Origin of the sequence: Aeromicrobium tamlense (genome assembly GCF_013408555.1) — a bacterium.
GTDB lineage: Bacteria > Actinomycetota > Actinomycetes > Propionibacteriales > Nocardioidaceae > Aeromicrobium > Aeromicrobium tamlense.
The window spans coordinates 1,728,779-1,753,191 of record NZ_JACBZN010000001.1 but is presented as its reverse complement, the minus strand read 5'-3'; the positions used below and the strand labels follow the sequence as shown (position 1 = coordinate 1,753,191).

The 24,413-nt window shown below is 71.6% G+C and carries 22 protein-coding genes; 13 read left to right on the top strand and 9 right to left on the bottom strand.

Annotated elements, in window-relative coordinates:
- Nucleotide 1 precedes the first annotated feature (1 nt).
- Both BJ975_RS08695 and BJ975_RS08690 read left to right on the top strand, forming a co-directional pair.
- Nucleotides 2-601 (top strand): D-glycero-alpha-D-manno-heptose-1,7-bisphosphate 7-phosphatase, encoded by a 600-nt coding sequence (locus BJ975_RS08695; RefSeq protein ID WP_179424951.1) that lies wholly within the window; start codon nt 2-4, stop codon nt 599-601.
- Between the two features lie 66 nt (nt 602-667).
- Nucleotides 668-1,639, top strand: a complete 972-nt coding sequence (locus tag BJ975_RS08690) for a DUF3068 domain-containing protein (protein WP_179424949.1) — start codon at nt 668-670, stop codon at nt 1,637-1,639.
- A 73-nt stretch (nt 1,640-1,712) separates the two neighbouring features.
- Here the strand turns inward: BJ975_RS08690 and BJ975_RS08685 are convergent, their stop codons facing one another.
- A complete protein-coding gene (locus BJ975_RS08685) occupies nt 1,713-2,816 on the bottom strand; it encodes a glycosyltransferase family 4 protein (RefSeq protein ID WP_179424947.1) in 1,104 nt (367 codons plus the stop codon).
- A gap of 83 nt (nt 2,817-2,899) precedes the next feature.
- Between BJ975_RS08685 and BJ975_RS16550 the strand changes: the two genes are divergently transcribed.
- The 6 genes from BJ975_RS16550 (at nt 2,900) to rpsA (ending at nt 10,341) form a co-directional block, all read left to right on the top strand.
- Nucleotides 2,900-3,721 carry a class I SAM-dependent methyltransferase gene (locus BJ975_RS16550; protein ID WP_218845784.1) on the top strand — a complete coding sequence of 274 codons (822 nt, stop codon included), beginning with the start codon at nt 2,900-2,902 and terminating at the stop codon, nt 3,719-3,721.
- On the top strand, nt 3,718-4,470 hold the full coding sequence (locus BJ975_RS16545; protein ID WP_218845782.1) for a class I SAM-dependent methyltransferase: 753 nt from the start codon (nt 3,718-3,720) through the stop codon (nt 4,468-4,470). Before BJ975_RS16550 ends, BJ975_RS16545 begins: the two co-directional genes overlap by 4 nt.
- A gap of 55 nt (nt 4,471-4,525) precedes the next feature.
- A complete protein-coding gene (locus BJ975_RS08675) occupies nt 4,526-5,458 on the top strand; it encodes an NAD-dependent epimerase/dehydratase family protein (RefSeq protein WP_179424945.1) in 933 nt (310 codons plus the stop codon).
- Nucleotides 5,459-5,467: 9 nt separating this feature from the next.
- A complete protein-coding gene (locus tag BJ975_RS08670; RefSeq protein ID WP_179424943.1) occupies nt 5,468-6,718 on the top strand; it encodes a M18 family aminopeptidase in 1,251 nt (416 codons plus the stop codon).
- Nucleotides 6,719-6,781: 63 nt separating this feature from the next.
- Nucleotides 6,782-8,758, top strand: a complete 1,977-nt coding sequence (locus BJ975_RS08665; RefSeq protein ID WP_179424941.1) for a CotH kinase family protein — start codon at nt 6,782-6,784, stop codon at nt 8,756-8,758.
- Between the two features lie 122 nt (nt 8,759-8,880).
- Nucleotides 8,881-10,341, top strand: a complete 1,461-nt coding sequence (gene rpsA, locus BJ975_RS08660; protein WP_179424933.1) for a 30S ribosomal protein S1 — start codon at nt 8,881-8,883, stop codon at nt 10,339-10,341.
- Between the two features lie 72 nt (nt 10,342-10,413).
- Here rpsA and BJ975_RS08655 read toward each other — a convergent pair whose 3' ends face one another.
- A complete protein-coding gene (locus BJ975_RS08655) occupies nt 10,414-10,563 on the bottom strand; it encodes a hypothetical protein (protein WP_179424932.1) in 150 nt (49 codons plus the stop codon).
- A gap of 102 nt (nt 10,564-10,665) precedes the next feature.
- Between BJ975_RS08655 and BJ975_RS08650 the strand changes: the two genes are divergently transcribed.
- Nucleotides 10,666-11,622 carry a helix-turn-helix domain-containing protein gene (locus tag BJ975_RS08650; RefSeq protein ID WP_179424930.1) on the top strand — a complete coding sequence of 319 codons (957 nt, stop codon included), beginning with the start codon at nt 10,666-10,668 and terminating at the stop codon, nt 11,620-11,622.
- Nucleotides 11,623-11,628: 6 nt separating this feature from the next.
- Here BJ975_RS08650 and BJ975_RS08645 read toward each other — a convergent pair whose 3' ends face one another.
- A complete protein-coding gene (locus BJ975_RS08645; protein ID WP_179424928.1) occupies nt 11,629-12,957 on the bottom strand; it encodes a class I adenylate-forming enzyme family protein in 1,329 nt (442 codons plus the stop codon).
- A 100-nt stretch (nt 12,958-13,057) separates the two neighbouring features.
- Between BJ975_RS08645 and BJ975_RS08640 the strand changes: the two genes are divergently transcribed.
- Both BJ975_RS08640 and coaE read left to right on the top strand, forming a co-directional pair.
- On the top strand, nt 13,058-13,951 hold the full coding sequence (locus BJ975_RS08640; RefSeq protein ID WP_179424926.1) for an SH3 domain-containing protein: 894 nt from the start codon (nt 13,058-13,060) through the stop codon (nt 13,949-13,951).
- A gap of 10 nt (nt 13,952-13,961) precedes the next feature.
- Nucleotides 13,962-14,564, top strand: coding sequence for a dephospho-CoA kinase (coaE, locus tag BJ975_RS08635; protein ID WP_179424925.1), 603 nt, complete (start codon nt 13,962-13,964; stop codon nt 14,562-14,564).
- Nucleotides 14,565-14,605: 41 nt separating this feature from the next.
- Here coaE and BJ975_RS08630 read toward each other — a convergent pair whose 3' ends face one another.
- The 3 genes from BJ975_RS08630 to BJ975_RS08620 all read right to left on the bottom strand — a co-directional run bounded on the left by BJ975_RS08630 (nt 14,606) and on the right by BJ975_RS08620 (nt 19,074).
- Nucleotides 14,606-15,502 (bottom strand): sigma-70 family RNA polymerase sigma factor, encoded by an 897-nt coding sequence (locus tag BJ975_RS08630; protein WP_179428154.1) that lies wholly within the window; start codon nt 15,500-15,502, stop codon nt 14,606-14,608.
- Nucleotides 15,503-15,604: 102 nt separating this feature from the next.
- Nucleotides 15,605-17,737, bottom strand: coding sequence for a S9 family peptidase (locus tag BJ975_RS08625; RefSeq protein ID WP_179424924.1), 2,133 nt, complete (start codon nt 17,735-17,737; stop codon nt 15,605-15,607).
- Complete coding sequence (locus BJ975_RS08620) at nt 17,734-19,074, bottom strand: DNA polymerase IV (protein WP_179424923.1); 1,341 nt, start codon at nt 19,072-19,074, stop codon at nt 17,734-17,736. The genes BJ975_RS08625 and BJ975_RS08620 overlap by 4 nt, the downstream gene beginning before the upstream one ends.
- A gap of 99 nt (nt 19,075-19,173) precedes the next feature.
- Between BJ975_RS08620 and BJ975_RS08615 the strand changes: the two genes are divergently transcribed.
- Both BJ975_RS08615 and BJ975_RS08610 read left to right on the top strand, forming a co-directional pair.
- The gene (locus tag BJ975_RS08615) at nt 19,174-20,661 is read left to right on the top strand and encodes an APC family permease (protein WP_179424922.1); all 1,488 of its coding nucleotides are present in this window, start codon (nt 19,174-19,176) and stop codon (nt 20,659-20,661) included.
- Nucleotides 20,658-20,960, top strand: a complete 303-nt coding sequence (locus BJ975_RS08610) for a helix-turn-helix domain-containing protein (protein WP_179424920.1) — start codon at nt 20,658-20,660, stop codon at nt 20,958-20,960. The genes BJ975_RS08615 and BJ975_RS08610 overlap by 4 nt, the downstream gene beginning before the upstream one ends.
- Before the next feature lie 13 nt (nt 20,961-20,973).
- On the opposite strand, the gene lepB is transcribed toward BJ975_RS08610, so the two are convergent.
- The 3 genes from lepB to BJ975_RS08595 all read right to left on the bottom strand — a co-directional run bounded on the left by lepB (nt 20,974) and on the right by BJ975_RS08595 (nt 24,413).
- Nucleotides 20,974-21,555, bottom strand: a complete 582-nt coding sequence (gene lepB / locus BJ975_RS08605) for a signal peptidase I (RefSeq protein ID WP_179424918.1) — start codon at nt 21,553-21,555, stop codon at nt 20,974-20,976.
- Nucleotides 21,540-22,235, bottom strand: coding sequence for a DUF305 domain-containing protein (locus BJ975_RS08600; RefSeq protein WP_179424916.1), 696 nt, complete (start codon nt 22,233-22,235; stop codon nt 21,540-21,542). The genes lepB and BJ975_RS08600 overlap by 16 nt, the downstream gene beginning before the upstream one ends.
- Before the next feature lie 84 nt (nt 22,236-22,319).
- Entirely contained in the window at nt 22,320-24,413 is a 2,094-nt protein-coding gene (locus BJ975_RS08595) for a copper amine oxidase (RefSeq protein WP_179424914.1), read from the bottom strand.

Here is a 24,413-nt window from a genome sequence, read left to right as displayed (position 1 = left end):
CATGTGGACCGCCGAGGCGCTGCTCGGACGCGACACCGGCGAGATCCCGCCGCCGGACCGCCACGTCCCGTGGGACCTCGTGCTGCTCGACCGCGACGGCACCCTCAACGTGCACCGGCCGGGCTACATCGCATCGCCCGCAGAGCTGCGGCTGCGCCCCGGCGCCGCCCGTGCGGTGGGGCAGTTGACCCGCGCCGGCGTGCGCACGGTGCTCGTCACGAACCAGCGGGGGATCGCCACCGGGCTGCTCTCCGAGCAGCAGCTCGTCGACGTCCACACGGCCCTCGTCCAGCGTCTCGCGCGGGCGGGCGGACGGCTCGACGGGATCGAGGTCTGCCCCCACCAGACGGGCACCTGCGACTGTCGCAAGCCGCTGCCGGGGATGCTGCTGCGGGCCCTGGCGCGGGCGCCGTGGGCCCGCCCCGAACGCGTCGTGATGGTCGGCGACCAGCCCAGCGACGAGGCCGCGGCGCACGCCGCGGGGGTCGCCTGGCTGGACGCGGGACCGGCGGGTGTGGGCAGTGCTCGCATCGCGGATGTACTCATCAGTAGGGATCCGCAACAAGACGGATTCGTGGTGCTACGCTCTCGCGAGAGGTAACTCACAAATACTGTTTGCAGCACCCTTAGACCGGAGGCACTTGTGCGGAAGTTTTCTCGTGGCGCGGTGGCGTTCCTGACGCTCGGAGCGTTCCTTCTGACGCTGGGCGTCGCGATGAAGGTGTACGCCTACGACCGCCTGGCCGTGGTCCCCAAGGACCAGAACACCCAGCAGGTCCTCGGTGACGACAACGCCAACTTCTTCGACGCCGACAACGTGGCCCCCGGCTCGGGCCCGATCTCCACCGTCGCGACCGTCATCGGCGATCCCGACCTCGCGTCGGAGGCCTCCGACGAGAACGACGGCGCCGACATCGGCGTCTTCACCAAGGGCCAGAGCACCGACAACAACGACCAGGCTCCGCCGATCGACTTCCTCGAGCAGACGTTCGCGATCGATCGCTTCACCGGCGAGGCCGTCCCGTGGTCGGGCAGCTCGCAGAACGGCGAGCCCATCGAGTTCGAGGGCCAGATCATCAAGTTCCCGTTCAACACGCAGAAGAAGAGCTACGAGTACTGGGACGCGACGATCAAGGCGCCCATGACGATGGAGTACGAGGGCACCGAGAAGGTCGAGGGCACCGACGGCTCGATCGACACCTACCGCTTCTTCGGCTCGGTCCCCGAGACCGAGTTCGGCGTCCGCGAGGTCCCGCGCGGCATCTTCGGCCTGGAGGACACCAACGCCGTCGAGGCCACCCGCACGTACGCCAACGAGCGCACCATCTGGGTCGAGCCCGAGACCGGCGTCATGGTGAAGATCCAGGAGGCCCAGAAGCAGTGGCTGAAGCTGGACGAGCCCGGCGCCGAGGACGTCGTCGCGATGGACACCGTCTCGGCGTCCACGCCCGAGACGGTCCAGGCCACGATCGACGACTACGGCTCCAAGGTCGGCGTCCTCAAGGCCGTCCGCACCTGGCTGCCGCTGGCCATCGGCGGCCTCGGCATCCTGTTCATCGTGGTCGGCATCGCGCTCGCGGTCCGGTTCCGCGGCAACCGCGACGCCGACGTGAACGACGACGCCTACGCGACCGCCTGACGGTCACCGGTACCGCAAGGGCCGCCGTCCCCTCCGGGGGACGGCGGCCCTTCGTCGTGTGCGGTGAGGAGTCTCAGGAGCGCGCGACGCGCTCGACCAGGTCGGTCAGCTCGTGGCCCGTGCGGTCCCAGTCGAAGCGCAGGGCGAACTCGCGTGCGGCGGCGCCGAGCTTGGCCCGCTCGTCGGGGTCGGCCAGCAGCCGGCGCAGCCCGGCGATGAACTCGTCGTCGGTGTCGACGAGCAGGCCCGTGTGGCCGTCCTGGACCGACTCCTGCGTGCCGCCGGCGTAGCGGAACGCCACCGTCGGCACCGCGTGGTATCCGGCCTCGAGGATGGTCAGGCCCCAGCCCTCCTTGATGGAGGGCATCGCCAGCGCGGCCGCCCCGGCGAGCAGGGCGTGCTTCTCGTCGTCGCTCACGTGGCCGTGGAAGACGACGCGGTCGCTGACGCCGGCGCGGCGCGCGTGCTCCACGAGGGAGTCCATCCAGTCACCGCCACCGATGACGTCCAGCGCGATGTCGTCGAACTCGTCCTTCAGCGCCGCGACGGTGTCGATCGCGAGCTCGACGCGCTTGTGCGGCACGAGGCGGCCCAGGCAGGCCAGTCGCGTGCCCCGCTCGGGCTCGGGCTCCTGCTCCAGCACGTGGTCGGGGGCCTCGTTGCCGCTGTAGACCACCGAGACGCGTGCGGGGTCGACGCCCACGGCCGCCAGCTCGCGCCGCGAGGCCTCGGACACCGTGACGTACTGCTGACGGCGGTACACGAAGGGCGCGACGCGCGACTCGAGGAACCAGCCGATCGAGGAGATCGGGCGCGGGAAGAAGGTGAACCACTGCTCGCGGTGCACGTGGTGCACGACGGCCAGCAGCGGCTTGGCGAAGACGAGGGGCGTCCAGAAGGGCACGCCGTTCTGGACGTCGAGGACGATGTCGTAGCTGCGGCGGCGGCGCCACACGTGCCACAGACCCCGCGGGTAGACGGTGAAGCGGCCGCCGGCCCGGGCGAGGCGGAAGCCGTGTCGCTCGGCGTGGGGCGTCCCGCCGGGGAAGGAGGAGGCGAACAGGACGACGTCGTGACCGCGCTCGGCCATGGTCGCGGCGGTCCGCTCGGCGAACACCTCCGCGCCTCCGGCCTCGGGGTGCTCGAGGTCACGCCAACTGAGGATGGCGATGCGCAATCCGCTGATAGCGTGCTCTCCTGTCCGTGCGAGGGGTGAGGTGTCCGATGTCCTGTGAGGTGTGCTCCACACCGACGACGCCCGTGACCCTGCGGGACGGCGTCTCGGTGCTCGCGACCTGTCCGAAATGCTCTCACATCGAGCGCGATCCCAAGGCCGCTCCGGCGCATCCGCGCGACGTCGCCTACGGCGGCGACCCCGGCCTCGACCGGGTGCGGCTCGCCCTCACGTCGCGCACGCTGCGGCGGGCCGCTCCGTTGCGTCACGGGGCCCGCGTCTTCGAGATCGGCTACGGCGGCGGCGCCATGCTGCGCGGCTACCTCGACGACGGCCACCCCGTGGCGGGCTGCGATCCCGACCAGCTGCACGTCGACGTCGACCCGCAGGTCCGCGCGCGCGCCGAGCTGCACGCGTGCGGGATCGAGGAGGTCCCCGAGACCGCCGAGCCGGCCGACCTCGTCTACGGCGTCCACGTCGTCGAGCACGTGCAGGACGTGCACGCCCTGGCCCGCGCCGCGCACCGGCTGCTGAGCCCGGGGGGCCGCGTGCTCTTCCTGACGCCGGCGGCCGACAGCGCCTCCCTGCGCGCCTTCTCCGACGCCTGGTGGCTGCTGGAGGACCCCACGCACGTGCGCTTCTTCTCGGCCGACTCGATCACGCGGCTGCTCGACGCGGCGGGCTTCGCCGACGTGCGCGTGTCGCGGTCGCTGACGGACAACCTGACGATGGAGGGCGCCAGCCTCGTGCGGCGCCTCCGCCCTGCCGACCGCCCCGCGGGGGTGCTGGCGTCGCGCGCCGCCCGCCTGCTCGCGATGGCGCTCGCGCCGGTCGCCCTCGTGCTGCGGATCGTGCGCCCGCGCTGGCGGCCCACGCTCGTCGTGACGGCCACGAGGCCCGTCCGATGAGGGGCGAGGGCATCGGCCGCTCGGTCCATCTCTTCCGGTCCTTCCTGGTCGAGCAGACCGAGCCACACCTCTTCTACGGTGCGCTCGCGCGCGACTCGGCCGACCTCGTCGAGCACGAGATGTCGCTGCAGGGGCGGCTCGTCGTCGACGTCGGCGCGGGCCCGCTCGAGTTCGCCGAGGAGTTCCGTCGCCGCGGCGCCCGCTACGTCGCGGTCGACCTCGACCCCGACGTCCCGGCGCTCGCCGACGGGGGAGTGGCGGCCGACGCCGCGGCCCTGCCGTTCGCCGACGGCTCGGCCGACCTGGTGTTCTCCTCCAACCTGCTCGAGCACGTCCGCGACCCCGAGGTCGTCGCCCGCGAGCTGGTGCGCATCGCCAAGCCCGGCGGGCTGGTGTTCCTCTCCTACACGAACTGGTGGTCGCCGTGGGGCGGCCACGAGACGTCGCCGTGGCACTGGCTCGGCGGCCGGCGCGCGATCGACCGGTACACCCGCCGTCACGGCCACCCGCCCAAGAATCGCGTCGGAGAGACGCTCTTCAAGCTCTCGGTCGCGTGGGGGATGCGATGGGCGCACCGGGCGCCGGGCGTGCGGGTCGTGTCCGCGCGGCCGCGCTACCTGCCGCGCTGGGCCTCGTTCCTGGTGCGCGTCCCCGTCGTCCGAGAGGTCCTCTCGTGGAACCTGCTGTTGCTGTTGCGACGAGATGGGCGCGAAGCTGCCGAACCGGGCGAACTCCGAGGTACCCTGTGAGATGAGTCCTACTCGCCAGTAGAAAGCTGGCGGACTCAGGCGAAGGGAAGCACGGATGCGCGCGTTGATTGCCGGCGGCGCCGGTTTCGTCGGATCGCACCTCGTGGAGCGGCTCGTCGATGCGGGACACGAGGTCGTCGTGGTCGACGACTTCAGCACGGGCCGACGTGAGAACCTCGCCGCCGTCGCGCACCAGGTCACGATCGTCGACGCTGACATCGCCGACGCGGCCGCGGTCGACGCGATCGAGGGTCCGTTCGACCAGGTGTACAACCTCGCCTCGCCGGCCTCGCCGGTCGACTACCACCGCCTTCCGATCCACACGCTGATGACGGGCTCGATGGGCGTGAAGAACACGCTCGACCTCGCCCACGCGCACGGCGCCCGCTACCTGCTGGCCTCGACCTCCGAGGTCTACGGCGACCCGCAGGTCCACCCGCAGCCCGAGACCTACCTCGGCCACGTGAACCCCGTCGGTCCCCGCTCGGTCTACGACGAGGCCAAGCGCTTCGGCGAGGCGATGACGGCGGCGTACCGCCGCGAGTTCGGCGTCGACACCAAGATCGTGCGCATCTTCAACACGTTCGGCCCGCGCATGCGCGTCGAGGACGGCCGCGCCATCCCGAACTTCGTTCACCAGGCGCTCACCGGCCGCGAGATCACCGTCGCCGGAGACGGCCACCAGACCCGCTCGATCTGCTACGTCGACGACCTCGTCGGCGGGCTCGTCGCGATGATGCAGTCCAGCGCCACGGGCCCGGTCAACCTCGGCAACCCCGAGGAGATCTCGATGCTCGACCTCGCCACGTGGATCCGCGACCTGGCCGAGTCCTCGTCGCAGATCGTGCACGTGCCGCGTCCCGTCGACGACCCGCAGATCCGCCGTCCCGACATCACCCTCGCGGGCGAGCTGCTCGGCTGGTCGCCCTCGACCACGGCCGAGATCGGCCTCAAGGCGACGATCGAGGACTTCCGCAACCGTCGCTAGGGTGGCGCCATGCACGCTGCCGACCGCCTGATCTCCTTCGTCGACGCCTCGCCGACGCCGTTCCACGCCTGCGAGACGGCGGCCGCGCGGCTGACCGAGGCCGGGTTCACCGCGGTGGACCCGCGCGACGCCTGGCCCACCGCGGCGGGACGCCACTTCATCGTCTCGGGCGGCACGCTCGTCGCGTGGTCGACCGGTCCGGAGGCGCCCGCCCATGCCGGCTTCCGCATCGTCGGCGCCCACACCGACAGCCCGAACCTGCGGCTCAAGCAGCACCACGACGGCTGGCGCGACGGTCAGGCCACGGTGGCGCTCGAGCCGTACGGCGGCCCGCTGCTGGAGTCGTGGCTCGACCTCGACCTCGGCATCGCCGGCCGCATCGCGCTCAGCGACGGCACCACCCGCACCATCCGGGTCGACGAGCCGCTGCTGCGCGTGCCGCGGCTGGCCATCCACCTCGACCGCGACGGCTCGAAGCTCGACCGCCAGCGCCACCTCGACGCGCTCGCGGGCCTGACCCGCCGTCCGTTCCTCGAGGTGGTGGGGGAGCGCGCCGGGTTCCACGGCACGGCCGTCACGGGCTTCGACCTCATGACCTTCGACCTGCGCGCCTCGGGTCGCACGGGGCCCGACGGCGAGCTCGTCGCCGCCCCGCGACTGGACAACCAGGCCACGTGCTCGGCGGCCCTCGACGCGCTGCTGGGCGCGGTCGAGGCCGGCGACCCCACGGCGCGCCACGTCATGGTGCTGTTCGACCACGAGGAGGTCGGCAGCACCTCCGAGCGCGGCGCCGACTCGCCCCTGCTGTCCTCGGTCCTCGAGCGGATCGTGCTCGCCGCCGGCGGCGAGCGCGACGACGTCTTCCGCTCGGTCGCGGCGTCGGTCTGCGTCTCGGGCGACATGGCCCACGCGACGCACCCCAACCAGGCCGACAAGCACGAGCCGCTGCACCGCATCACGCTCGGCGGTGGTCCGGTGCTGAAGGTCAACCAGAACCTCCGGTACGCCACCGACGGCGTCGGCGCCGGGATCTTCGCCGCGGCGTGCACGGCCGCGGGCGTGCCGCTGCAGCGATACGTGCACCGCGCCGACCTGCCGTGCGGCTCCACGATCGGTCCGATCAGCGCTGCCAGGACGGGTATCCTGACGATCGACGTCGGTGCGCCGCAGCTCGCGATGCACTCCGCGCGCGAGGTGATGGCCGCGGCCGACGTCGAGTCGTACGGACGGGCGCTGCGCTCGTTCTTGATCTCGGACTGAATCGGGGAAACTCTCGTGAGGTGGGCCCTGCGTGCTCTCGCCTGTGGCGTGAGTGGTCTCGTGATGGTGACGGGACTCGTCGTGGCGACCCCGGCCGAGGCCGCACCCCGGGCGACGGTCAAGGTCTCGCGCACGTCGGTGATGCCGGGCGAGCGCTTCTCCGTGGTGGTGGCGTCGGGGACCCGGGTGCGGCGCCCCGTCGTCCTGAAGTACCGCGCCGGCTCCTCGTGGCGCAGCTTGCGCGCGACAACCGATGCGAGGGGCGTCCTGCGGACGACCACCTCCACCACGCGCGCCCGGGTCGACTACCGCGCCGTCCTCCCGGCGACGACCGTGCGCGGGAAGCGCCACCGTGCGCTCTCCACGAGGACGGTGACGGTCCGCACGGTGCGTCCCGCAGCGGACACGACCGTGCGGGTCACCGGGGGACAGGTCCGCGTCGCCGCGCGTGTCACGCCCGCGCGCACCGGCCGCAAGGTCAGCCTGCAACGCCGTGACGGCTCGACCTGGCGCACCGTCGTCGCAGGGCGTCCCGGCAACGCCGCCGGACGGGTGGACTTCGGCGTCGTGGGCACCCAGCGCGACCTGACGGGACGCGCGTTCCGGGTGGTTGCCGGACGCTGGAAGGGCGCGCCCCAGGTTTCGGGCGCCGCACAGGTCGTGCCGGCCCCGCCTACCTCGTCGCCGGACCCGACCCCGGACGAGCCGCTGGAGCAGCCGACCACCGAGCCCACGACCGAGCCCACCCCCACGACCCCGCCGCGCGTGACGTCGCTGGCCGTCGAGGTCCCCGGGCCGCGTGGCCCGGATGCCTGCACGCAGATCATCACCACGAAGACCGACTACGTGAAGGGGCGGCTGACGTTCCACGACCGGCGCGACGGCCGATTCACGACGGTGGCGGCCGGACTGCGCGTGCGGGGCAACTCCACCGCGTCGATCGAGCGCAAGCGACCGTACAAGGTCAAGCTCGACGCGAAGGCCTCGCTGCTCGGCCTGCCGCAGAGTCGGGACTGGGTGCTGCTGGCCAACCACTTCGACCGCTCGCTGCTGCGCAACGACGTCGCGATGCGCGCGGCGCGGATGCTCGCCGTCCCGTGGGCGCCCCACCTCGAGTCGGTCGAGCTGCGCATCAACGGCGCCCCCTGCGGCGTCTACCAGTTCGGCGAGGGCATCGAGACGCAGGACGGGCGCGTCGAGCTCGGCGACGGCGACACCCTGCTCGAGGCCGACACGAACGACGACGACGATCCCGAGTTCCGCACGGACCGCGGGCTGCGCGTCTTCCTCAAGGACGGCGACACGAACCATCCGGCCCGCGTGCGGCAGGCGTTCCAGGAGGTCGAGGACCTCCTCTACGACGAGTCCTTCCCCGAGAACGGCTACCGCGAGCGCATCGACGTGGACTCGTTCGTCTCCCTGTACCTCGTCAACGAGCTGACCAAGAACCTCGACGCGGGCTTCCGCAACAGCGTGTACCTCGTGATGCGGGCCGACGGCACGCTCGCGATGGGCCCGCCGTGGGACTACGACGTCTCGCAGGGGCTGTACGAGCTCGGCTACGCCGGCGACTCCCACCTGCCCTCGGGCTGGTGGATCGGCCGGCACTTCCACCCGCAGTTCCCCGACGACGGCTGGCGCCAGGCGCTGCTGCCGTCGCAGCTGTGGGCCGAGCCGGGTGGTCACTACTACAACCGCCTGCTGACCGATCCCTGGTTCGTCGAGCAGGTCCGCGCCCGCTGGCGCGAGGCCGCGCCGCAGCTGGCGACTCTCGCCACGCACGTCGACGAGGAGTCCGCCCGACTGCTCGAGAGCGCGACGGCCAACTTCACCCCGGTCGCCGACGGCGGGGCCGGTCAGCTGGTCTGGGCCGCGCCGGAGGAGATCGGCACGTGGACCACCGTCCTGCGCTTCGCGAGCGACCCGGACTCCGGCGTGGAGCCGGGGGAGGGCTGGCTGCGCGAGACCGCCCGGCTGCGGGACTGGATCGCCGGTCGCACCGCCTGGATGGACGAGCAGCTCGCCGGTTCCAACGGCTGAGCCGCCGGTTTTACGCGGCACCCGTGCGTGACGTAGACTGACAGTTGCGCTGGCTCCGGCATGCCCGGAATCCGGTGCACATCCTGTCCACACTCAATTCCATCCACTCGGAGCCCAACTACATGACTTCCGGCCTCGCAACTCCTTCTGCGGCCCCGCAGGTTGCGGTCAACGACATCGGCAGCGAAGAGGACTTCCTCGCCGCGATCGACCAGACCATCAAGTACTTCAACGACGGCGACATCGTCGACGGCACCATCGTCAAGGTGGACCGCGACGAGGTCCTGCTCGACATCGGCTACAAGACCGAGGGCGTCATTCCCTCGCGTGAGCTGTCCATCAAGCACGACGTCGATCCGAACGAGGTCGTCCAGGTGGGCGACTCGGTCGAGGCCCTCGTCCTCCAGAAGGAGGACAAGGAAGGCCGTCTGATCCTGAGCAAGAAGCGCGCCCAGTACGAGCGCGCCTGGGGCGACATCGAGAAGATCAAGGAAGAGGACGGCGTCGTCGAGGGCACCGTCATCGAGGTCGTCAAGGGCGGCCTGATCATGGACATCGGCCTGCGTGGCTTCCTGCCCGCGTCGCTCGTCGAGATGCGTCGCGTCCGCGACCTCGACCCGTACATCGGCCAGAAGCTCGAGGCGAAGATCATCGAGCTCGACAAGAACCGCAACAACGTGGTCCTGTCGCGCCGTGCGTGGCTCGAGCAGACGCAGTCGGCCGTGCGCCAGAACTTCCTCAACGAGCTCAAGAAGGGCCAGGTCCGCAAGGGCGTCATCAGCTCGATCGTCAACTTCGGCGCCTTCGTCGATCTCGGCGGCGTCGACGGCCTGGTGCACGTCTCCGAGCTGTCCTGGAAGCATATCGACCACCCGAACGAGGTCGTTCAGGTCGGCGACGAGGTCACCGTCGAGGTGCTCGAGGTCGACCTGGAGCGCGAGCGCGTGTCGCTGTCGCTCAAGGCGACCCAGGAGGATCCGTGGCAGCACTTCGCCCGGACCCACCAGATCGGTCAGATCGTCCCGGGCAAGGTCACCAAGCTCGTCCCGTTCGGTGCGTTCGTGCGCGTCGAGGAGGGCATCGAGGGCCTGGTGCACATCTCCGAGCTCGCCGAGCGTCACGTCGAGATCCCCGAGCAGGTCGTCCAGATCGGCGACCAGGTCATGGTCAAGATCATCGACATCGACCTCGAGCGTCGTCGCATCTCGCTGTCGCTGAAGCAGGCCAACGAGACCGAGGTCGCCGCCGAGGCCGACAGCTTCGACCCGACCCTCTACGGCATGGCGTCGTCCTACGACGAGCAGGGCAACTACATCTACCCCGACGGCTTCGATCCGGAGACCGGCGAGTGGCAGGAGGGCTTCGAAGAGGCCCGCGCCACGTGGGAGCGTCAGTACGCCGAGGCGCACGAGCGCTGGGAGGCCCACAAGAAGCAGGTCGCCGAGGCCGAGAAGGCCAACCTCGAGGCCGGCGAGGTGGGCGAGTACACGTCCGCTCCCGCCCAGGAGGAGTCGACCGGTGGCTCGCTGGCGTCCGACGAGGCGCTGCAGGCCCTGCGTGAGAAGCTGACCGGCGGCGAGTGATCTCCCCCTGAGCACGACGAAGGCCCCCGACCAGCTGGTCGGGGGCCTTCGTCGTCCTCGGAGTCGGTGTCGTCAGGAGTCATACGACGCACCGAAGGTGTCGCGGGCGTGGCTGCGCGGGCCGGGGCGGACGCCGAGTCCGTCGTGGTTGATGGTCGACCACAGTCCGGCGGCGAGCGCCGCGGCCGTCGTGGTCATCAGCAGGAGCAGGAGGATCATCATGGCTTTAATTCTGCTATCAGTGATATCCTGCCACCAGTGGCAGGAACGCCATGACACGTCAAGATTCCGCCACATGCGATGGAAACCCTCCAGGAGGTCCCCATGACCAAGATCGCGATGATCGTCCCCGAGCTCGCCGAGCCCTTCGGCATGGGCGTGCTCGCCGAGGTCTGGGCCGAGCCGTACCACCCCGACGACGACAACCCGGTCTTCGAGTTCGTCGCGTGCACCCCGGTGCCAGGGATCGTCACCGGCACCTCGGGATTCGACTACGTCGTGCGACACGACCTGTCGGCTGCCGACGACGCCGATCTCGTGGCGGTGGCGGCGCAGCGTCACTACCGCGACGAGGACCCGCGCATCAGCGAGGTGCTGCGAGCAGCGCACGCGCGCGGGGCGACGATCATGGCCTCGTGCTCGGCCGCGTTCCATCTGGGCCACGCCGGGCTGCTGGACGGCCGTCGCTGCACCACGCACTGGCGCTACGGTCCGGAGCTCGCGGCCACGTTCCCCGAGGCGGTCGTCGACACCGACGTGCTCTACGTCGAGCAGGACGGGATCGTCACCGGCGCGGGCTCGGCCGGCGGCATCGACGCCAACCTGCATCTCATGCGTCAGTGGTACGGCTCCCGCGTCGCGGCCACGGCGGCCCGACGGATCGTGGTGCCGCCGCACCGCGACGGCGGGCAGGCGCAGTTCGTGCGGGCGCCGATGCCCACGATCGAGGCCGAGACGCTCGCTCCCGTGCTCGACTGGGCCCAGCAGCACCTCGCCGAGCCGCTCACCGTGGCCGCGCTGGCCCAGCGCGCGCACCTCTCCGAGCGCACCTTCGCCCGCCGGTTCCGCGACGAGACGGGAACGACGCCCTGGCAGTGGCTGCTGGGTCGCCGGGTGGCGATGGCCGAGGAGCTCCTCGAGACCTCCGAGCTCTCGATCGAGCAGATCGCGACCCGCGTGGGCTTCGGCAACGCCGCGACGCTGCGCCACCACTTCGGCGCGATCCGCGGCACCAGCCCCCAGGCGTACCGGCGCTCGTTCACGTGCATCGAGTCGGCCTGAGGCTGCTCAGAGCTCGGTGCGCCTGACCTTGCCGGTGGCGGTCCGGGGGAGCGCCTCGACGCGCTCGTACTCCTTGGGCCGCTTCGGCGGGGCCAGGCGCTCGGTGGCGGCCTCGCGCAGGGCGTCCTCCGATGCGTCGCCGACGTGCGCTGCCACGACACGCTGGCCCCAGTGCTCGTCGGGCCGACCGAAGACCGCGATCTCGACGACGCCGGGGACCTCCACCAGCGCGGCCTCCACCTCGGCGGGGTAGACGTTCACCCCGCCGCTGATGATGAGGTCGGTGCGGCGTGAGTCGAGGTACACGTAGCCGTCGTCGTCGACGCGGCCGAGATCGCCCACCGTGAACGCCGGACCGTCGGCGGTGTCGCGCCAGGCGTTCGCCGTGCGCTCCTCGTCGTTCCAGTAGGCGAAGCGTCCCCACGGCGGCACGGCGCACCACAGCTCGTCCTCGTGGTCCACCGTGATCGTGCGGCCGGGCCGGGCGCGCCCAACAGTACCCGGGTGCTCGGCCCACTCCGGGGCCGAGCAGGCCGTGAACTGGCCCTCGGTCGAGCCGTAGAACTCCCAGACGACGTCGGTGCCGAAGAGCGCGTGCGCGCCGCGCCGGATCGGGTCGGGGCAGGGCGCGCCGGCGTGCGCCACGAGACGGAACGACGAGACGTCGATCGTGGCGCCGACCTCCAGATGCGCCAGCAGCCGTTGAAGGTGCGCCGGGACGCAGAACATCGTCGTCGGCCGCAGCCGCGCGACGGCCTCGCAGAAGCCCTCGGGGGTGAACGTGGGCAGCACGGCCACGTCGCCGCCGGCCAGCGCCGTGCCGAGCGCGAACCGCAGGGGAGCGGAGTGGTAGAGCGGCGAGACCACGAGGTTGACGTCCTCGGCCGCAAAGCCCCAGAGGTCCCGCTCCTCCAGGACGGCCTGCTCGGCGTCGGTGACGTCCCAGAAGCCCGACCAGACGCCCTTCGGGCGCCCCGTTGTGCCCGAGGTGAAGTGCATCGGGCGGCAGCGCGGGTCGGGGTCGAGGTCGACGGGCTCGGGCTCGAGCAGCTCGGCGAACCGTACGAGCGAGTCCAGCACGAGGGCGGGGGAGACGTCGTCGAGGATCGGCTCGCGCTCGTGCGGCGTCAGCCGTGGGTCGAGGGGCACGGGGATGCGCCCGGAGGCGACGCAGGCCCACACCGCCGCCAGCAGCTCGACGCTGTTCGGCAGGCTCACCACGACCCGGTCCCCGGCCCGCACGCCGGCCGTCTCGAGTCCCGCCGCGAAGCGGCCCGCCAGGCGGCGCAGGTCGGCCGCGGGCAGCGCCACGGGCTCTGCGGCCTGGTGTGACATCGCTCATTCCTCTCGCGGGGGATCGTCGAAGCCTCTGGGATCTGCGTGCTCAGTATGGTTGACTGGCAGGCGGCCGTTCCCCCGACCCGCATTGGTTTCGATGACCCAGACCCCCAAGCCCGGACACCGGCGCAAGCCCGTCGTCCGCGACCCTTGGTACGTCCGTGCCCGCAAGCACGGAGCCTTGGCGACCGGTGTGGCCTCCCTCGGAGTGGCCGCCGTCGCGGCTCTCGGCACCTCCACGGTGAGCCTGGCCGAGTCTCCCGATGCCGCCGACGCCACCCCCGTCGCCCACGGTGACATCGTCACCGAGGCCCTCAGCGGCTCCGCTCCCGCGCGCGCCAGCCGCAGCAGCGCCGAGCGCCCGCCCCTGCCTTCCGCCGTCGAGGCCGAGGCCATGGTCGAGGGCTCGCTCTACGCGCAGAAGACCGTCCCGGTCCGTGCCGACGCCTCCGACGACTCACCGGTGCTGGCCACCGTGGCGAAGGGCAAGACCCTCCAGGTCACGGGCGAGACCCGCGGCGACTGGACGCAGGTCATCCACAACGACCTCCCGCGCTGGGTCTCCACCGAGCTCGTCGACGAGGAGGAGCCCAAGCTCGGCCCCTCCGAGGGCACGATCTCCACGGCCGCCTGCGCCCGTGGCTCCGCGGTCGAGTCGGGCCTGCAGCCCGACACCGTGCGCGTCTACCGCGCCGTCTGCGCGCGCTTCCCCGAGGTCGCCAGCTACGGCGGCCTGGCCGGCCGTGGCGAGCACGCCACCGGCCACTCGCTCGACATCATGGTCCGCGGCCAGCTCGGCTGGGACATCGCCGCGTTCCTGCAGGCCAACCGCACCCAGCTGGGCGTGGACTACCTGATCTACGAGCAGCGCATCTGGACGGTCCAGCGTGGGGGCGAGGGCTGGCGTGGCATGAGCGACCGTGGTGGCGCCACCGCGAACCACTACGACCACGTCCACGTGACCACCGTCGGCAACGCCGGCACCCTCTGAGCCCCGCGCGATGGCACGTCGGGTCGGCCTGACCGGAGGCATCGCCTCGGGCAAGAGCACGGTCAGCGCGCGTCTGGCCGCGCTGGGCGCCACGATCATCGACTACGACCGGCTGGCCCGCGAGGTCGTCGAGCCGGGCAGCCCCGCGCTCGACCTCATCGCCCAGCGCTTCGGCGCCGGCGTCATCACCCCCGAGGGCACGCTCGACCGGCCCGCGCTCGGCGCGCTGGTCTTCGCCGACCCGGCGGCCCTGAAGGACCTCGAGGCGATTACGCACCCCGCCATCCGCGATCTCGCAGCCGAGCGGGAGCAGCAGGCGGGTCCCGACGGCATCGTCGTGCACGACAACCCGCTCCTGGTGGAGATGGGTGCCGCGGCCGCGTGCGACGTCGTCATCGTCGTGGACGCGCCCGAGGAGCTCCAGCTCGCGCGCATGGTGGGGGACCGCGGCATGAGCGAGGCCGACGCCCGCGCCCGCATCGCCGCGCAGGCGTCCCGCGATCAGCGCAACGCCGCCGCGGACGTCCTCATCGAGAACACCGGCACCCGGGAACAGCTGAGCGCCCGGGTCGACGAGGTCTGGAAGGACCTGGTCGAGCCGGGCGCTCGATGAGCGCGACGCCGCTGCAGTAGCGTCCGCTCGGGAGTGACCGCTTACGCGGCCAGTTCGGGATCGGCGATCTCGCGCAGTCGCGCGATCGCCTGGCGCTCCACCTGACGCACGCGCTCGGCCGAGATGCCGTGGCGCTTGCCGATGTCGGCGAGCTTCTGCTGGCGACCGTCGAGCAGGCCGTAGCGGGCCTTGACGATGTCGGCCTCGCGGGCCTCCAGTCGGTCGACGAGAGCGAGCAGCTGGTCGCGGGCATCGTGGTCGAGCATCGCCAGGTCGGGGCCGGGCGTGCTGTCGCGGGCGATCAGGTCGCCGAGGCTGGTGTCGCCGTCCTCGTCCACGGGGGAGTCGAGGCTGACGTGGTCGCGGCCCCAGGCGAGCAGGTCGATGACGCGCTCGACCTCCATCCCGAGCTCGGCGGCGATCTCGGCGGGCTCGGGGTCGTAGCCCAGCTGGCGCTCGAGGTTGCGACGGGCGCCGGAGACCTGGTTCAGCTCCTCGACGACGTGCACGGGGAGGCGCACGACGCGCGCCTGCTGCGCGACACCACGGGTGATGGCCTGACGGACCCACCACGTGGCGTAGGTCGAGAACTTGAAGCCCTTGGCGTAGTCGAACTTCTCCACGGCGCGGATCAGACCCGTGTTGCCCTCCTGGATGAGGTCGAGCATCGGCATCTGCGCGCGTCCGTACTTGCGCGCGATCGACACGACGAGGCGCAGGTTCGCCTGGACGAACTCCTGCACGGCGCGGTCGCCCTCCTCGGCGATCCACTCCAGCTCCTCGCGCGTGGCGCGCTTGGGCGCGCCGCCCTTCGCACGTCCGATGCGGCCGGTCTCGAGCAAGTGGCGGGCGTACAGCCCGGCCTCGATCGTGCGGCTCAGCTCGACCTCGCGCTCGGCGTCGAGCAGCGGGGTGCGCGCGATCTCGGACAGGTACATGCCGACGCTGTCCTTGCCCTCGAATTCACGGTCTTCCACGGTGATCCTCCTGACGGTGGCTTCACCCGGTACAACGAACGCGGCAGCGCTGGTGTTCCGTTCTCAGGAGTTTCTTGGAATGGCGCCGGTCACGCGGGTCGCGGTGTCGATGATCCACGCCAGCTCCCAGGCCCGCTGACGCCAGGCGGCGTAGCGACCGCTGACGCCGCCGTGGCCGGCGGCCATCTCGGTGCGCAGCAGGACCGATCGCTCGGCCCCGGTGACCTCGCGCAGCCGGGCGACCCACTTGGCGGGCTCGACGTAGAGGACGCGGGTGTCGTTGAGCGACGTGCCGGCCAGGATCGCGGGGTACTCGATGTCGGCCACGTTCTCGTAGGGCGCGTAACCCTTCATGTAGGCGTAGACCTCGGGATCGTGCAGCGGGTCGCCCCACTCGTCCCACTCGATGACCGTGAGCGGCAGTGAGGGGTCGAGGATCGTGGTCAACGGGTCGACGAACGGCACGTCGGCGAAGATTCCCGCGAACGCGTCGGGTGCGAGGTTCGCGACGGCGCCCATCAGCAGACCGCCGGCGCTGCCGCCCTCGGCGACCAGCCGGTCGGCGGACGTCCAGCGCTCGTCGGCGAGGTGACGGGCGCAGGCGACGAAGTCGGTGAACGTGTTCTTCTTGGCCAGCTGCTTGCCCTGGTCGTACCAGGCGCGGCCGAGCTCGCCGCCGCCGCGCACGTGGGCGACGGCGTAGACGAAGCCGCGGTCGAGCAGGCTGAGGCGCGAGATCGAGAAGTCGGGGTCGAGGCTGATCTCGTACGAGCCGTAGCCGTAGATCAGGCCCGGGGCACTGCCGTCGCGCGGCGTGCCGCGACGGCACACGATCGACAGCGGGACGAGGGCGCCGTCGTCGGCGCGCACCCAGGCGCGGTGCTGCTCGTAGTCCTGCGGGTCGAAGTCGCCCAGCACGGGCGCGCGGCGGCGCAGGATCCGCTCACCGGTGGCCGGCTCGAGGTCCCAGATGGTGGCGGGCTCGACGTAGGACGTGTAGCCGATCCGCAGGTAGCGCGGGTCCCACTCGGCGTTGCCGGCGAGGCCGCACGTGAACAGCTCGGCGTCGAACTCGAGCTCCTGCGGCGCGCCGATGCCGTCGTCGCCGATGTCCATGAGGGCCAGGCGCGTGGTGGCGTCGCGCCGGTACGAGACGGCGAGGTGGTGGGCGAACGCGTCGGCCGCCTCGAGGCGGACGTCATCGGACCCGGGGATGAGCACGCGCGTGTCGGTGGGGTCCTCCAGCGGCGCCAGGACCAGCTCGAAGTTCACGGCGCCGTCGTTGTGGAGGATCGCGAGCTGGTCGCGGCCGCCGACGACGACGTGCTCGACGGAGTAGTCGACGCCCTCGCGGCGCGGCCACACGACGGAGAACTCGCCCGTGGGGTCGTGCGCGTCGAGCAGACGGACCTCGGTGGTGATCTTGGACCCGACGGCGATCACCAGGAAGCGCTCGGAGCTGGTGCGGCCCAGGCCGACGAAGTAGCGCTCGTCGGGCTCCTCGAACACGAGCACGTCGTCCTCGGTGGAGCCGAGCTCGTGGCGCCACACGCGGTGCGGGCGCCAGGCCTCGTCGACCGTGACGTAGAAGAGGTGGCGGCCGTCGGCCGACCAGGTGGCGCCGGGCGCGGCGCCCTCGACGAGGTCGGGCAGGACCTCGCCGGTGGAGAGTCGCCGGACGCGGATCGTGTAGCGCTCGTCGCCCTGGGTGTCGACCGACCAGGCCAGCAGGTCGCCGTCGTCGGAGATGCTGAACGCGCCGAGGGAGAAGAACTCGTGCCCCTCGGCCTCCTCGTTCGAGTCCAGCAGCACCTCCTCGCCGGGCAGGGTGGCGCCGGGCTCGACGACGGGCGGCTCCCAGTCGTCGGGGCCGGCCAGCGGCACCCGGCAGCGGATGCCGTACTGACGTCCCTCGACCGTGCGGGAGTAGTACCACCAGCGGTCGTGGCGCACCGGGACCGACATGTCCGTCTCGAGCGTGCGGTCCTTGATCTCGGTGAAGACCTGCTCGCGGAGGTCGGCCAGGTGCGCCGTGGTGTCCTCGGCCCACGCGTTCTCGGCCTCGAGGTAGGCGATCGTCTCGGGATCGTCCTTGTCGCGCAGCCAGTCGTAGGCGTCGACGACCGTGTCGCCGTGGTGCGTGCGCTCCACCGGACGGCGGGGGGCGGAGGGGACGGTCGGCCGCTGGTCGGTCATTCCCCGACCGTACCGGCCGGCTGCGACACCGTCCCCGCATGGCCGGGAACCAGATCGGGGTCGTCCGCGCGCAGGGTCCGCACGGGCCCGACGGGGGTGTGCCGGGTCTCGAACCGCACGGTCACCAGGCCCATGCCGCGACCCCACACCCAGCCGTCGCCGTGCTCGACGTGGTGGACGTCCATGCCCGGCGACCAGTCGCGGCGCGGCTCGGGGACGGCGGGGACCTCCTCGACCGGCTCGGGCAGCACGGGCTCGTCGTCCGCGGTGTCCTCGGCGAACAGGTCGTCCTGGACCCAGTCGGCCAGCCCGCTGATCCCCACGCCCAGCAGCCGCAGGCCGCCGCCGGTGTCCGTGGCGTCGAGCAGGCGGCGGGCGGTCTGGACGATCAGGCGCGTCTGGTCGGTGGGCCCGGGCAGCGTGAGGGAGCGGGTGTGGGTCGTGAAGTCGTGGTAGCGGACCTTGAGCGTCACGGTGCGGCCCGACAGCTGCGCCCGTCGCAGCCGCTCAGCGGTCTTGCGGGCGAGCGAGTCGCAGATGAGCCCGAGCTCGGCCCGGTCGACGATGTCGGTCTCGAAGGTGTCCTCGGTGCTGACGGACTTGTTCTCGCGGTGGGAGCTGACGGCACGGTCGTCCATGCCGCGTGAGAGTCGGTGCAGCGAGGCACCGGACGCTGACCCGAGCAGGTCGACCAGCTCGGCCTCGGAGTGACGCCACACGTCGCCCACGGTCGTGACGCCGATGTGGCGCAGCCGCGCCTCGGTCGCCGGGCCGACGCCCGCGATGACGCCGATCGGCATCGGCTCCAGCAGGCTCCGCTCCGTGCCGGGGGCGACGATGAAGGAGCCGTCCGGCTTCTCGATCTCGCTCGCGATCTTGGCCATGAGCTTCGACGACGCCACGCCGACCGACGCCGTGAGCCCGTCGGTCAGGCGCGTGACGTCGGAGCGCAGCTCGTCCACGAGCTCGGGCAGCCGGTCGGGGTCGAAGTCCTCGCCGGCGGCCAGGTCGACGAAGGCCTCGTCGAGCGAGAGCGGCTCGACGGCGGGGGAGAGGGCGCGCAGCCGGTCCATGACGATCCGCGAGGCCGCGCGGTACGCGTCGAACCGGCCGGACAGGAAGGCCGCGTGGGGACAGCGCGATCGGGCCTCGGCCATGCTCATCGCGGAGCGGACCCCGAACTTCCGTGCCTCGTACGACGCGGTGGAGACCACGCCGCGCTGACCGATCCCGCCGACGATCACGGGCTTGCCGCGCAGGGACGGCTTGTCGCGCTGCTCGACCGAGGCGAAGAAGGCGTCCAGGTCCAGGTGCAGGATCGAGGCCGTCGGACGCATGCGCCCATTGTCACGCCGACGTCACGTCTCGCGGTCGTTCCCCCGCCGACACGGGCGCGTAACGCGCGGGATACGAGAGATTTCTAGCCTGACGGCACCATGAACGGTCTGCCCGGTCCCGCGGCCCTCGAGCGAGCGATCGCCGATCCGCCCGAGGTCCCCGATGTGCGTGAGGCCTCCGACCTCGCGGGACTCGACCGCCGGTCCGTTCGTGCGGAGGACCTGCTGGCGAACTCGGTCGCCGTCATCGCGCCCGCAGCCAGCGCCCTGAGCGTCCCGTTCGTGCTCCTCGCCGTGGTCGGGCCCGGCGCCTGGCTCAGCGCGGTGCTCGGATTCGGGCTGGCGCTGCTGCTGGCCGGGGTGTTCTCGCACTACGCGACCCGCATCGCCGCGCCCGGCTCGATGTACACGTGGGTGACGCGGTCGCTCGGACCCTGCGCAGGGCTGCTCGTGGGAGCGTCGATGCTGCTCGGCTACGCGATCCTGGTGGCGTTCGGCCTGTCGCAGACGATGCGCCGGTCGACGGACGCCGTCGCGTCGGCCGCCCCCTCCGCGCCCGCGCTCGGGGCCGGCTCCCAGTGGTGCATCGGCGCCGCGGTCGTGGTGGTCTGCCTGCTGGTCTCCGTGCGTGGCGTGCGGGTCGCGACCCGCTTGGCGCTGGTGGTGGAGTCGGCGCTGGTCGTGGGTCTGCTGGTCCTCGCCGGGCTCACGTTCGCGCGGGAGGGCGCACCGTCCCTCGCGATCCTGTCGCTCGACGGCGCCGATCCGTGGCGGGTCCTGCTCGGTGCCGTCGCGGTCCTGGGCATCACGGTGGGCTTCGAGTCGTCGGCGGCGCTCGGCGGCGAGGCCGCACGACCCTTCTGGAGCGTCCCGCGCGCGATGACCGGCGCGCTGCTGGTGGCCGCGGCGCTCTACGCCGTCGCGTTCACGGCCGTCGGCACCCTGACCGCCCCCGAGGGGGAGCGCCGTGGCGGTCCCGCGCAGTGGTGGTTCCCGGAGTCGGTGGACGCCCACGTCGCCGACGCCGTGCTGAGCTCGCTGCTGGCGGTCTCGTTCCTGGCGCTGACCCTCTGCGCGTGGAACGCGCTGGCGCGGGTGATCTTCTCGTTCGCCCGCGAGGGCGTCCTGCCTGCCGTGCTGGGTCGCACGCACGACCGGTGGGGGTCGCCCGTCGGGGCGCTGCTGGTGGTCGCGCCGGTCGCGATCGCTCCCGCAACCCTCACCCTGGTCACAGGACGCCAGGTGGGCGTGCTGTCGATGGCGCTGCTCCAGCACGCCGTCCTCGTCCTGTTCGTGGCGTATGCACTGGTGGCCCTCGCGCTCCCGGTCTTCCTGCACCGCATCGACGAGCTGACGCCGGGGCCGCTGGTCCTCGCCGGTCTCGCCGCGGCGCTGACGCTGCTGCTGGCAGGACTCGCCATCGTGGAGGACGTGCGCGGGGGCGACCTCGGGGGGCTGACGCTCACGCTCGGCTCGCTCGGCTCGGGCCTGCTCTGGTTCGTCGGGCTGCGGTGGCTCCGGCCCTCCTCGCTGCGGCGGATGGGCATCCACGACGAGACGATCAGCACGGACCTGCTGGGCGCATGAGCGGATCGGGTCAGTCGTCGAAGGTGCCGCCCGCGGCCTTCCGCGGCCGTGAGCCCGGTGCGGTCGACAACGCCTTCGCGATCCTCGAGGAGGTGGCCCGATCGGGAGCCGGGGTGTCCGCGCGGGAGATCGCCGAGAACCTCGGCATGCCGCGCGCGACCGCCTACCGGATCCTCAAGCACCTCGTGCAGCAGGAGTACCTCGTGCGCAGTCCCGACCTGTCGGGCTTCGCACTCGGTCAGCGGGTGCGGGACCTCGCCCGAGGGACCGACTCCCTCGGGACGACGGTCGATCCCTGACGGCCGCGAGGCGTCAGGGCCAGCCGCGCAGCACGCGGGCCCGGACCGCCGTCAGCGGCAGGAGGCCCGTCTGGCCCCCGCGTGCCTGCATGGCACGCGAGTCGAAGGAGCGACGGCGGTTGTCGCCGAGCACCCAGAGGTGCCCCGGGGGCACCGTGACGTCGTAGGCCACGTTCGAGACGTCGATCGGGGGCTCCGCGAGGTACGGCTCGTCGAGCACGCGCCCGTTGCGCATCAGGGCTCCACCGGGCGCGCAGCATGTGATCCGGTCGCCGGGCAGCCCGAGCACGCGCTTCACCATCGCGTCCTGCGCGCCGACCTCGTCTCCCGCGGCGCCGGAGCGGGCGCGGTGGGCCTCGCGCCAGCTGCGCGGAGCCTCGAACACGACGACCTCGCCGCGGTCGGGGTGTCGCGCCCCGAGCGACGTCGTCAGCAGGGTGCTGCCGACGTCGTGGGTGGGCGCCATCGACGGAGAGGTGACCGTCGCGTGCCCGAGCAGTCCGGTGAGGAAGGACATCGCCAGGGTCGCGGCGAGGGTCGCGCCCGCCCACCAGCCCAGGCGGCGGGGACGACGCGAGGTCAGCTCGCGGGGCACGTCCGGGGCCCGTTGGTCTCGCACCACTCCCGGACCAGACCCTCCATGTAGCGCACCTCGGTGGTCTGCTCGGCGATGATGTGCGTCGCGGTGCTGTGGACGAACGCGTTCGACTGAACGGGCAGGTAGTCCTGCGACATCGTGATGGCACCCTCGTGGTGCTCGATCATCGCTCGGAGGAACGCCACCTGGGCGTCGGGCGTGGGGAGCGTCGCGATCTCGTCCACGCGCTCGGCCGCGATCATGCCCGGCATCGTGCCCGCCGTGTGGTCGTGATCGTCGGCGGCATCGTCCACGGGCTGCTGCCAGGCGCGCAGCCACGCCTTCATGGTCGTGATCTCGTTGCGCTGGTCCTGGACGATGAACCGGGCCGAGGCGCTGACGCGCTCGTCGAGGCCCGCATGACGGCGGACGTTCTCCGAGAGCTCGATGGCCTGCCGGTGGTGCAGGATCATGTCCCGCGCGAACGCGATGTCGGCCGCCGCCGGCGGCTCCGCCTTCTGCAGTCGGGGGAAGGTCTTCACGGTGCCCCACGGGCGCTCCACCGTGGGCCGGTCCGCCGCGGTCTCGGAGGCCTGGGTGCCGCCGAGCGCCACCTGCTGGGGTTGCGATCCGCAGCCGGTGAGGGCCAGCGTCGCCACCACGAGGGCGAGGGGGCGAAGGAGAGTCGTCACGCGCATGGGTGCTCCGTCGTCGAAGGGAGGGGGAGGGGACCGGGACGCCACCCGCGCGGATGGCGTCCCGGCCCACGGCTCAGCCGGTTGTCACTTCCTGACCACGTACTTCACCGCGGCGGTTCCCGACTTGACCGTGCCGCTTCCGGCGTACGACGCCTTCACGACGTACCCCTTCGGCTTCTTCGGTGCCGTGAAGGTGAGGTTGGTGCGACCCTTCACCAGGGTCAGCGTCCTCACGCTGCCGTTCACCGTGAGTCGCACCTTCCCGGAGACCGGCTTGCCGGCCGCGGTCACCGTGACGGCGACCTTGTTCTTCCGGCCGGGCTTCACGGTCTTGGCCGCCAGCCGCACCGCCACGCGCGGCGTCGCCTTGGCGACGGGCCGCGTGGTGGGCGCCGTCGTCGGTGCCGTGGTGGGCGCCGTCGTCGGGGCGGTCGTCGGCTCGGTCGTCGGCTCCGGGGTGGGAGCCGTCGTGGGCGGGGTGCCCCACACGACCGCGTCGGACTCGGCGACGTTCGACGGGAAGCCGGCGGCCGATGCGTTCACCTTGACCGAGATCGATGCGTTCATGTCGGCCTCGCTCAGGGTGTAGTCCTGGCCCGTCGACACGGCCTCGCCGTTGCGGAACCAGGTGTACGCGTAGGTCAGGCTCTGGGCCGCACTGCGCCACGTGCCCGCGCTCGACGTCAGGACCTTGCCCACGGCGGGAACGACGGTCGCGGTGCTGTCGGCCTTGTCGGTGATCTTCGGCTTGACCGTGTTCTCCGGCGTGCACGGCTTCGTGACCGCGTTCACCGAGGAGAACGGACCGTTGATGCACTTGCGCGCATCCTTGATCGTCGGCTTCTGGGCGAAGAAGTCACGCGGGACCAGCTGGAACTTCTGCCAGTGGATCGGCATCGGCGACTGGTCCTCGTCCTTGTCGGTGTGGTGGAACCCGACGTTCACCCACGCGACCGGGTCGGTCAGCTCGTGGGTGTCGTTCGCGACGTAGTCGAGGATGGTCTGTCCCGGGCACCCCGCGTTGAGGTTGTCCGAGGCGTACTCCTCGCACGAGCGGTAGTTCGTGAACGACACCGCCGGCGACGTGACCGGGATCAGCGCGTTGGAGGTGTTGTTGTTCACGATCTCGTACGAGCGCGCGTGCCCGTCCTTGTTCTTGCTGTTGGGGTTCAGCACGCGCCACCAGCTGAGCTGGTCGTGGTCCTCGTTCTCGACCGAGGAGAAGGCCGAGCTCTTGACCGTTCCCGTGCCCTCGACGATCGGAGCGCGCGTCCCGGACCCGGGGCTGCTGAAGTCCCACTGCTCGACCGTCTGCCGCTCGGCCTTGTCGATGCCGAAGTCCACCTTGTAGATCGCGTTGTGCCAGTGCGAGCCCGCGTACGACTGGACCTCCTTGGTGGTGGTCTGGCCGCCCTGGGTCGACGTCACGGTGGACTTGCCCGACAGGGGCCAGCCGACCTTGGGGTTGGTGCCGAAGAACGCACCTGTCTGGCTCTCGGAGGCCCAGCCGGGTGCGATGTCGCCCGTGGCGCCGAGGCCGACGTCGATCTGACCGTGGTCGTCGAAGGAGACGCGCTGCTGGTACTCGTACCAGCTGATCTTCGAGATGGACGAGACGGCGAGGGTCGTGCCCTGGTCGGCGTACAGCGTGCCGCCGCCGATCTGGGTCTCCTGGGCGTGCGTCATGAGTCCCGTGGGGTCCTCCTGCACGCAGATGCCCGGGATAGTCCGCTCCACGAGACGTCCGCTGTACGTGAACGACTGGTCCACGTCGAGCGCCTCGCCGGAGCACACCTCGGGCCCCTGCGTCATCAGGTACTGCTTGCCGAACCCGTACGAGGTGATGTCGTTGTACTGCACGTGACCGGTGTCGTACGGCACGTTCAGCTGGGCGATGTTGAGCTGGTCGAGCACGCGCTTGTAGCCCGCGTACTCGTAGTCGCCCGTGGCCGGCTTGAACTCGATCTGCTCGAGGATGAGGCCCTTGATCGGGTGGATGCGCGCGCACATCCGCCACGCGGACCCGTTCTCCAGCTCCTTCTCGATGAGGCTGTCCGCACACGCCAGGGGCGACTCGGCGGCGGTCGCCGCCGTCGAGGGCAGGACCGAGACCAGGCCTGCCGTGAGGAGTGCGGTCGCGCCGGCGGCGACGATCCGCGTCACTGTCTTCTTTCGCAT

What these genes read in the sequence shown, in the direction of transcription:
- BJ975_RS08695 (WP_179424951.1), top strand. Translation starts at nt 2, where the DNA reads ATGTGGACCGCCGAGGCGCTGCTCGGACGCGACACCGGCGAGATCCCG.
- BJ975_RS16545 (WP_218845782.1), top strand. Translation starts at nt 3,718, where the DNA reads ATGAGGGGCGAGGGCATCGGCCGCTCGGTCCATCTCTTCCGGTCCTTC.
- BJ975_RS08675 (WP_179424945.1), top strand. Translation starts at nt 4,526, where the DNA reads ATGCGCGCGTTGATTGCCGGCGGCGCCGGTTTCGTCGGATCGCACCTC.
- BJ975_RS08670 (WP_179424943.1), top strand. Translation starts at nt 5,468, where the DNA reads ATGCACGCTGCCGACCGCCTGATCTCCTTCGTCGACGCCTCGCCGACG.
- BJ975_RS08665 (WP_179424941.1), top strand. Translation starts at nt 6,782, where the DNA reads ATGGTGACGGGACTCGTCGTGGCGACCCCGGCCGAGGCCGCACCCCGG.
- rpsA (WP_179424933.1), top strand. Translation starts at nt 8,881, where the DNA reads ATGACTTCCGGCCTCGCAACTCCTTCTGCGGCCCCGCAGGTTGCGGTC.
- BJ975_RS08655 (WP_179424932.1), bottom strand. Translation starts at nt 10,563, where the DNA reads ATGATGATCCTCCTGCTCCTGCTGATGACCACGACGGCCGCGGCGCTC.
- BJ975_RS08650 (WP_179424930.1), top strand. Translation starts at nt 10,666, where the DNA reads ATGACCAAGATCGCGATGATCGTCCCCGAGCTCGCCGAGCCCTTCGGC.
- BJ975_RS08645 (WP_179424928.1), bottom strand. Translation starts at nt 12,957, where the DNA reads ATGTCACACCAGGCCGCAGAGCCCGTGGCGCTGCCCGCGGCCGACCTG.
- BJ975_RS08640 (WP_179424926.1), top strand. Translation starts at nt 13,058, where the DNA reads ATGACCCAGACCCCCAAGCCCGGACACCGGCGCAAGCCCGTCGTCCGC.
- coaE (WP_179424925.1), top strand. Translation starts at nt 13,962, where the DNA reads ATGGCACGTCGGGTCGGCCTGACCGGAGGCATCGCCTCGGGCAAGAGC.
- BJ975_RS08630 (WP_179428154.1), bottom strand. Translation starts at nt 15,502, where the DNA reads ATGTACCTGTCCGAGATCGCGCGCACCCCGCTGCTCGACGCCGAGCGC.
- BJ975_RS08625 (WP_179424924.1), bottom strand. Translation starts at nt 17,737, where the DNA reads ATGACCGACCAGCGGCCGACCGTCCCCTCCGCCCCCCGCCGTCCGGTG.
- BJ975_RS08620 (WP_179424923.1), bottom strand. Translation starts at nt 19,074, where the DNA reads ATGCGTCCGACGGCCTCGATCCTGCACCTGGACCTGGACGCCTTCTTC.
- BJ975_RS08615 (WP_179424922.1), top strand. Translation starts at nt 19,174, where the DNA reads ATGAACGGTCTGCCCGGTCCCGCGGCCCTCGAGCGAGCGATCGCCGAT.
- BJ975_RS08610 (WP_179424920.1), top strand. Translation starts at nt 20,658, where the DNA reads ATGAGCGGATCGGGTCAGTCGTCGAAGGTGCCGCCCGCGGCCTTCCGC.
- BJ975_RS08600 (WP_179424916.1), bottom strand. Translation starts at nt 22,235, where the DNA reads ATGCGCGTGACGACTCTCCTTCGCCCCCTCGCCCTCGTGGTGGCGACG.
- BJ975_RS08595 (WP_179424914.1), bottom strand. Translation starts at nt 24,413, where the DNA reads ATGCGAAAGAAGACAGTGACGCGGATCGTCGCCGCCGGCGCGACCGCA.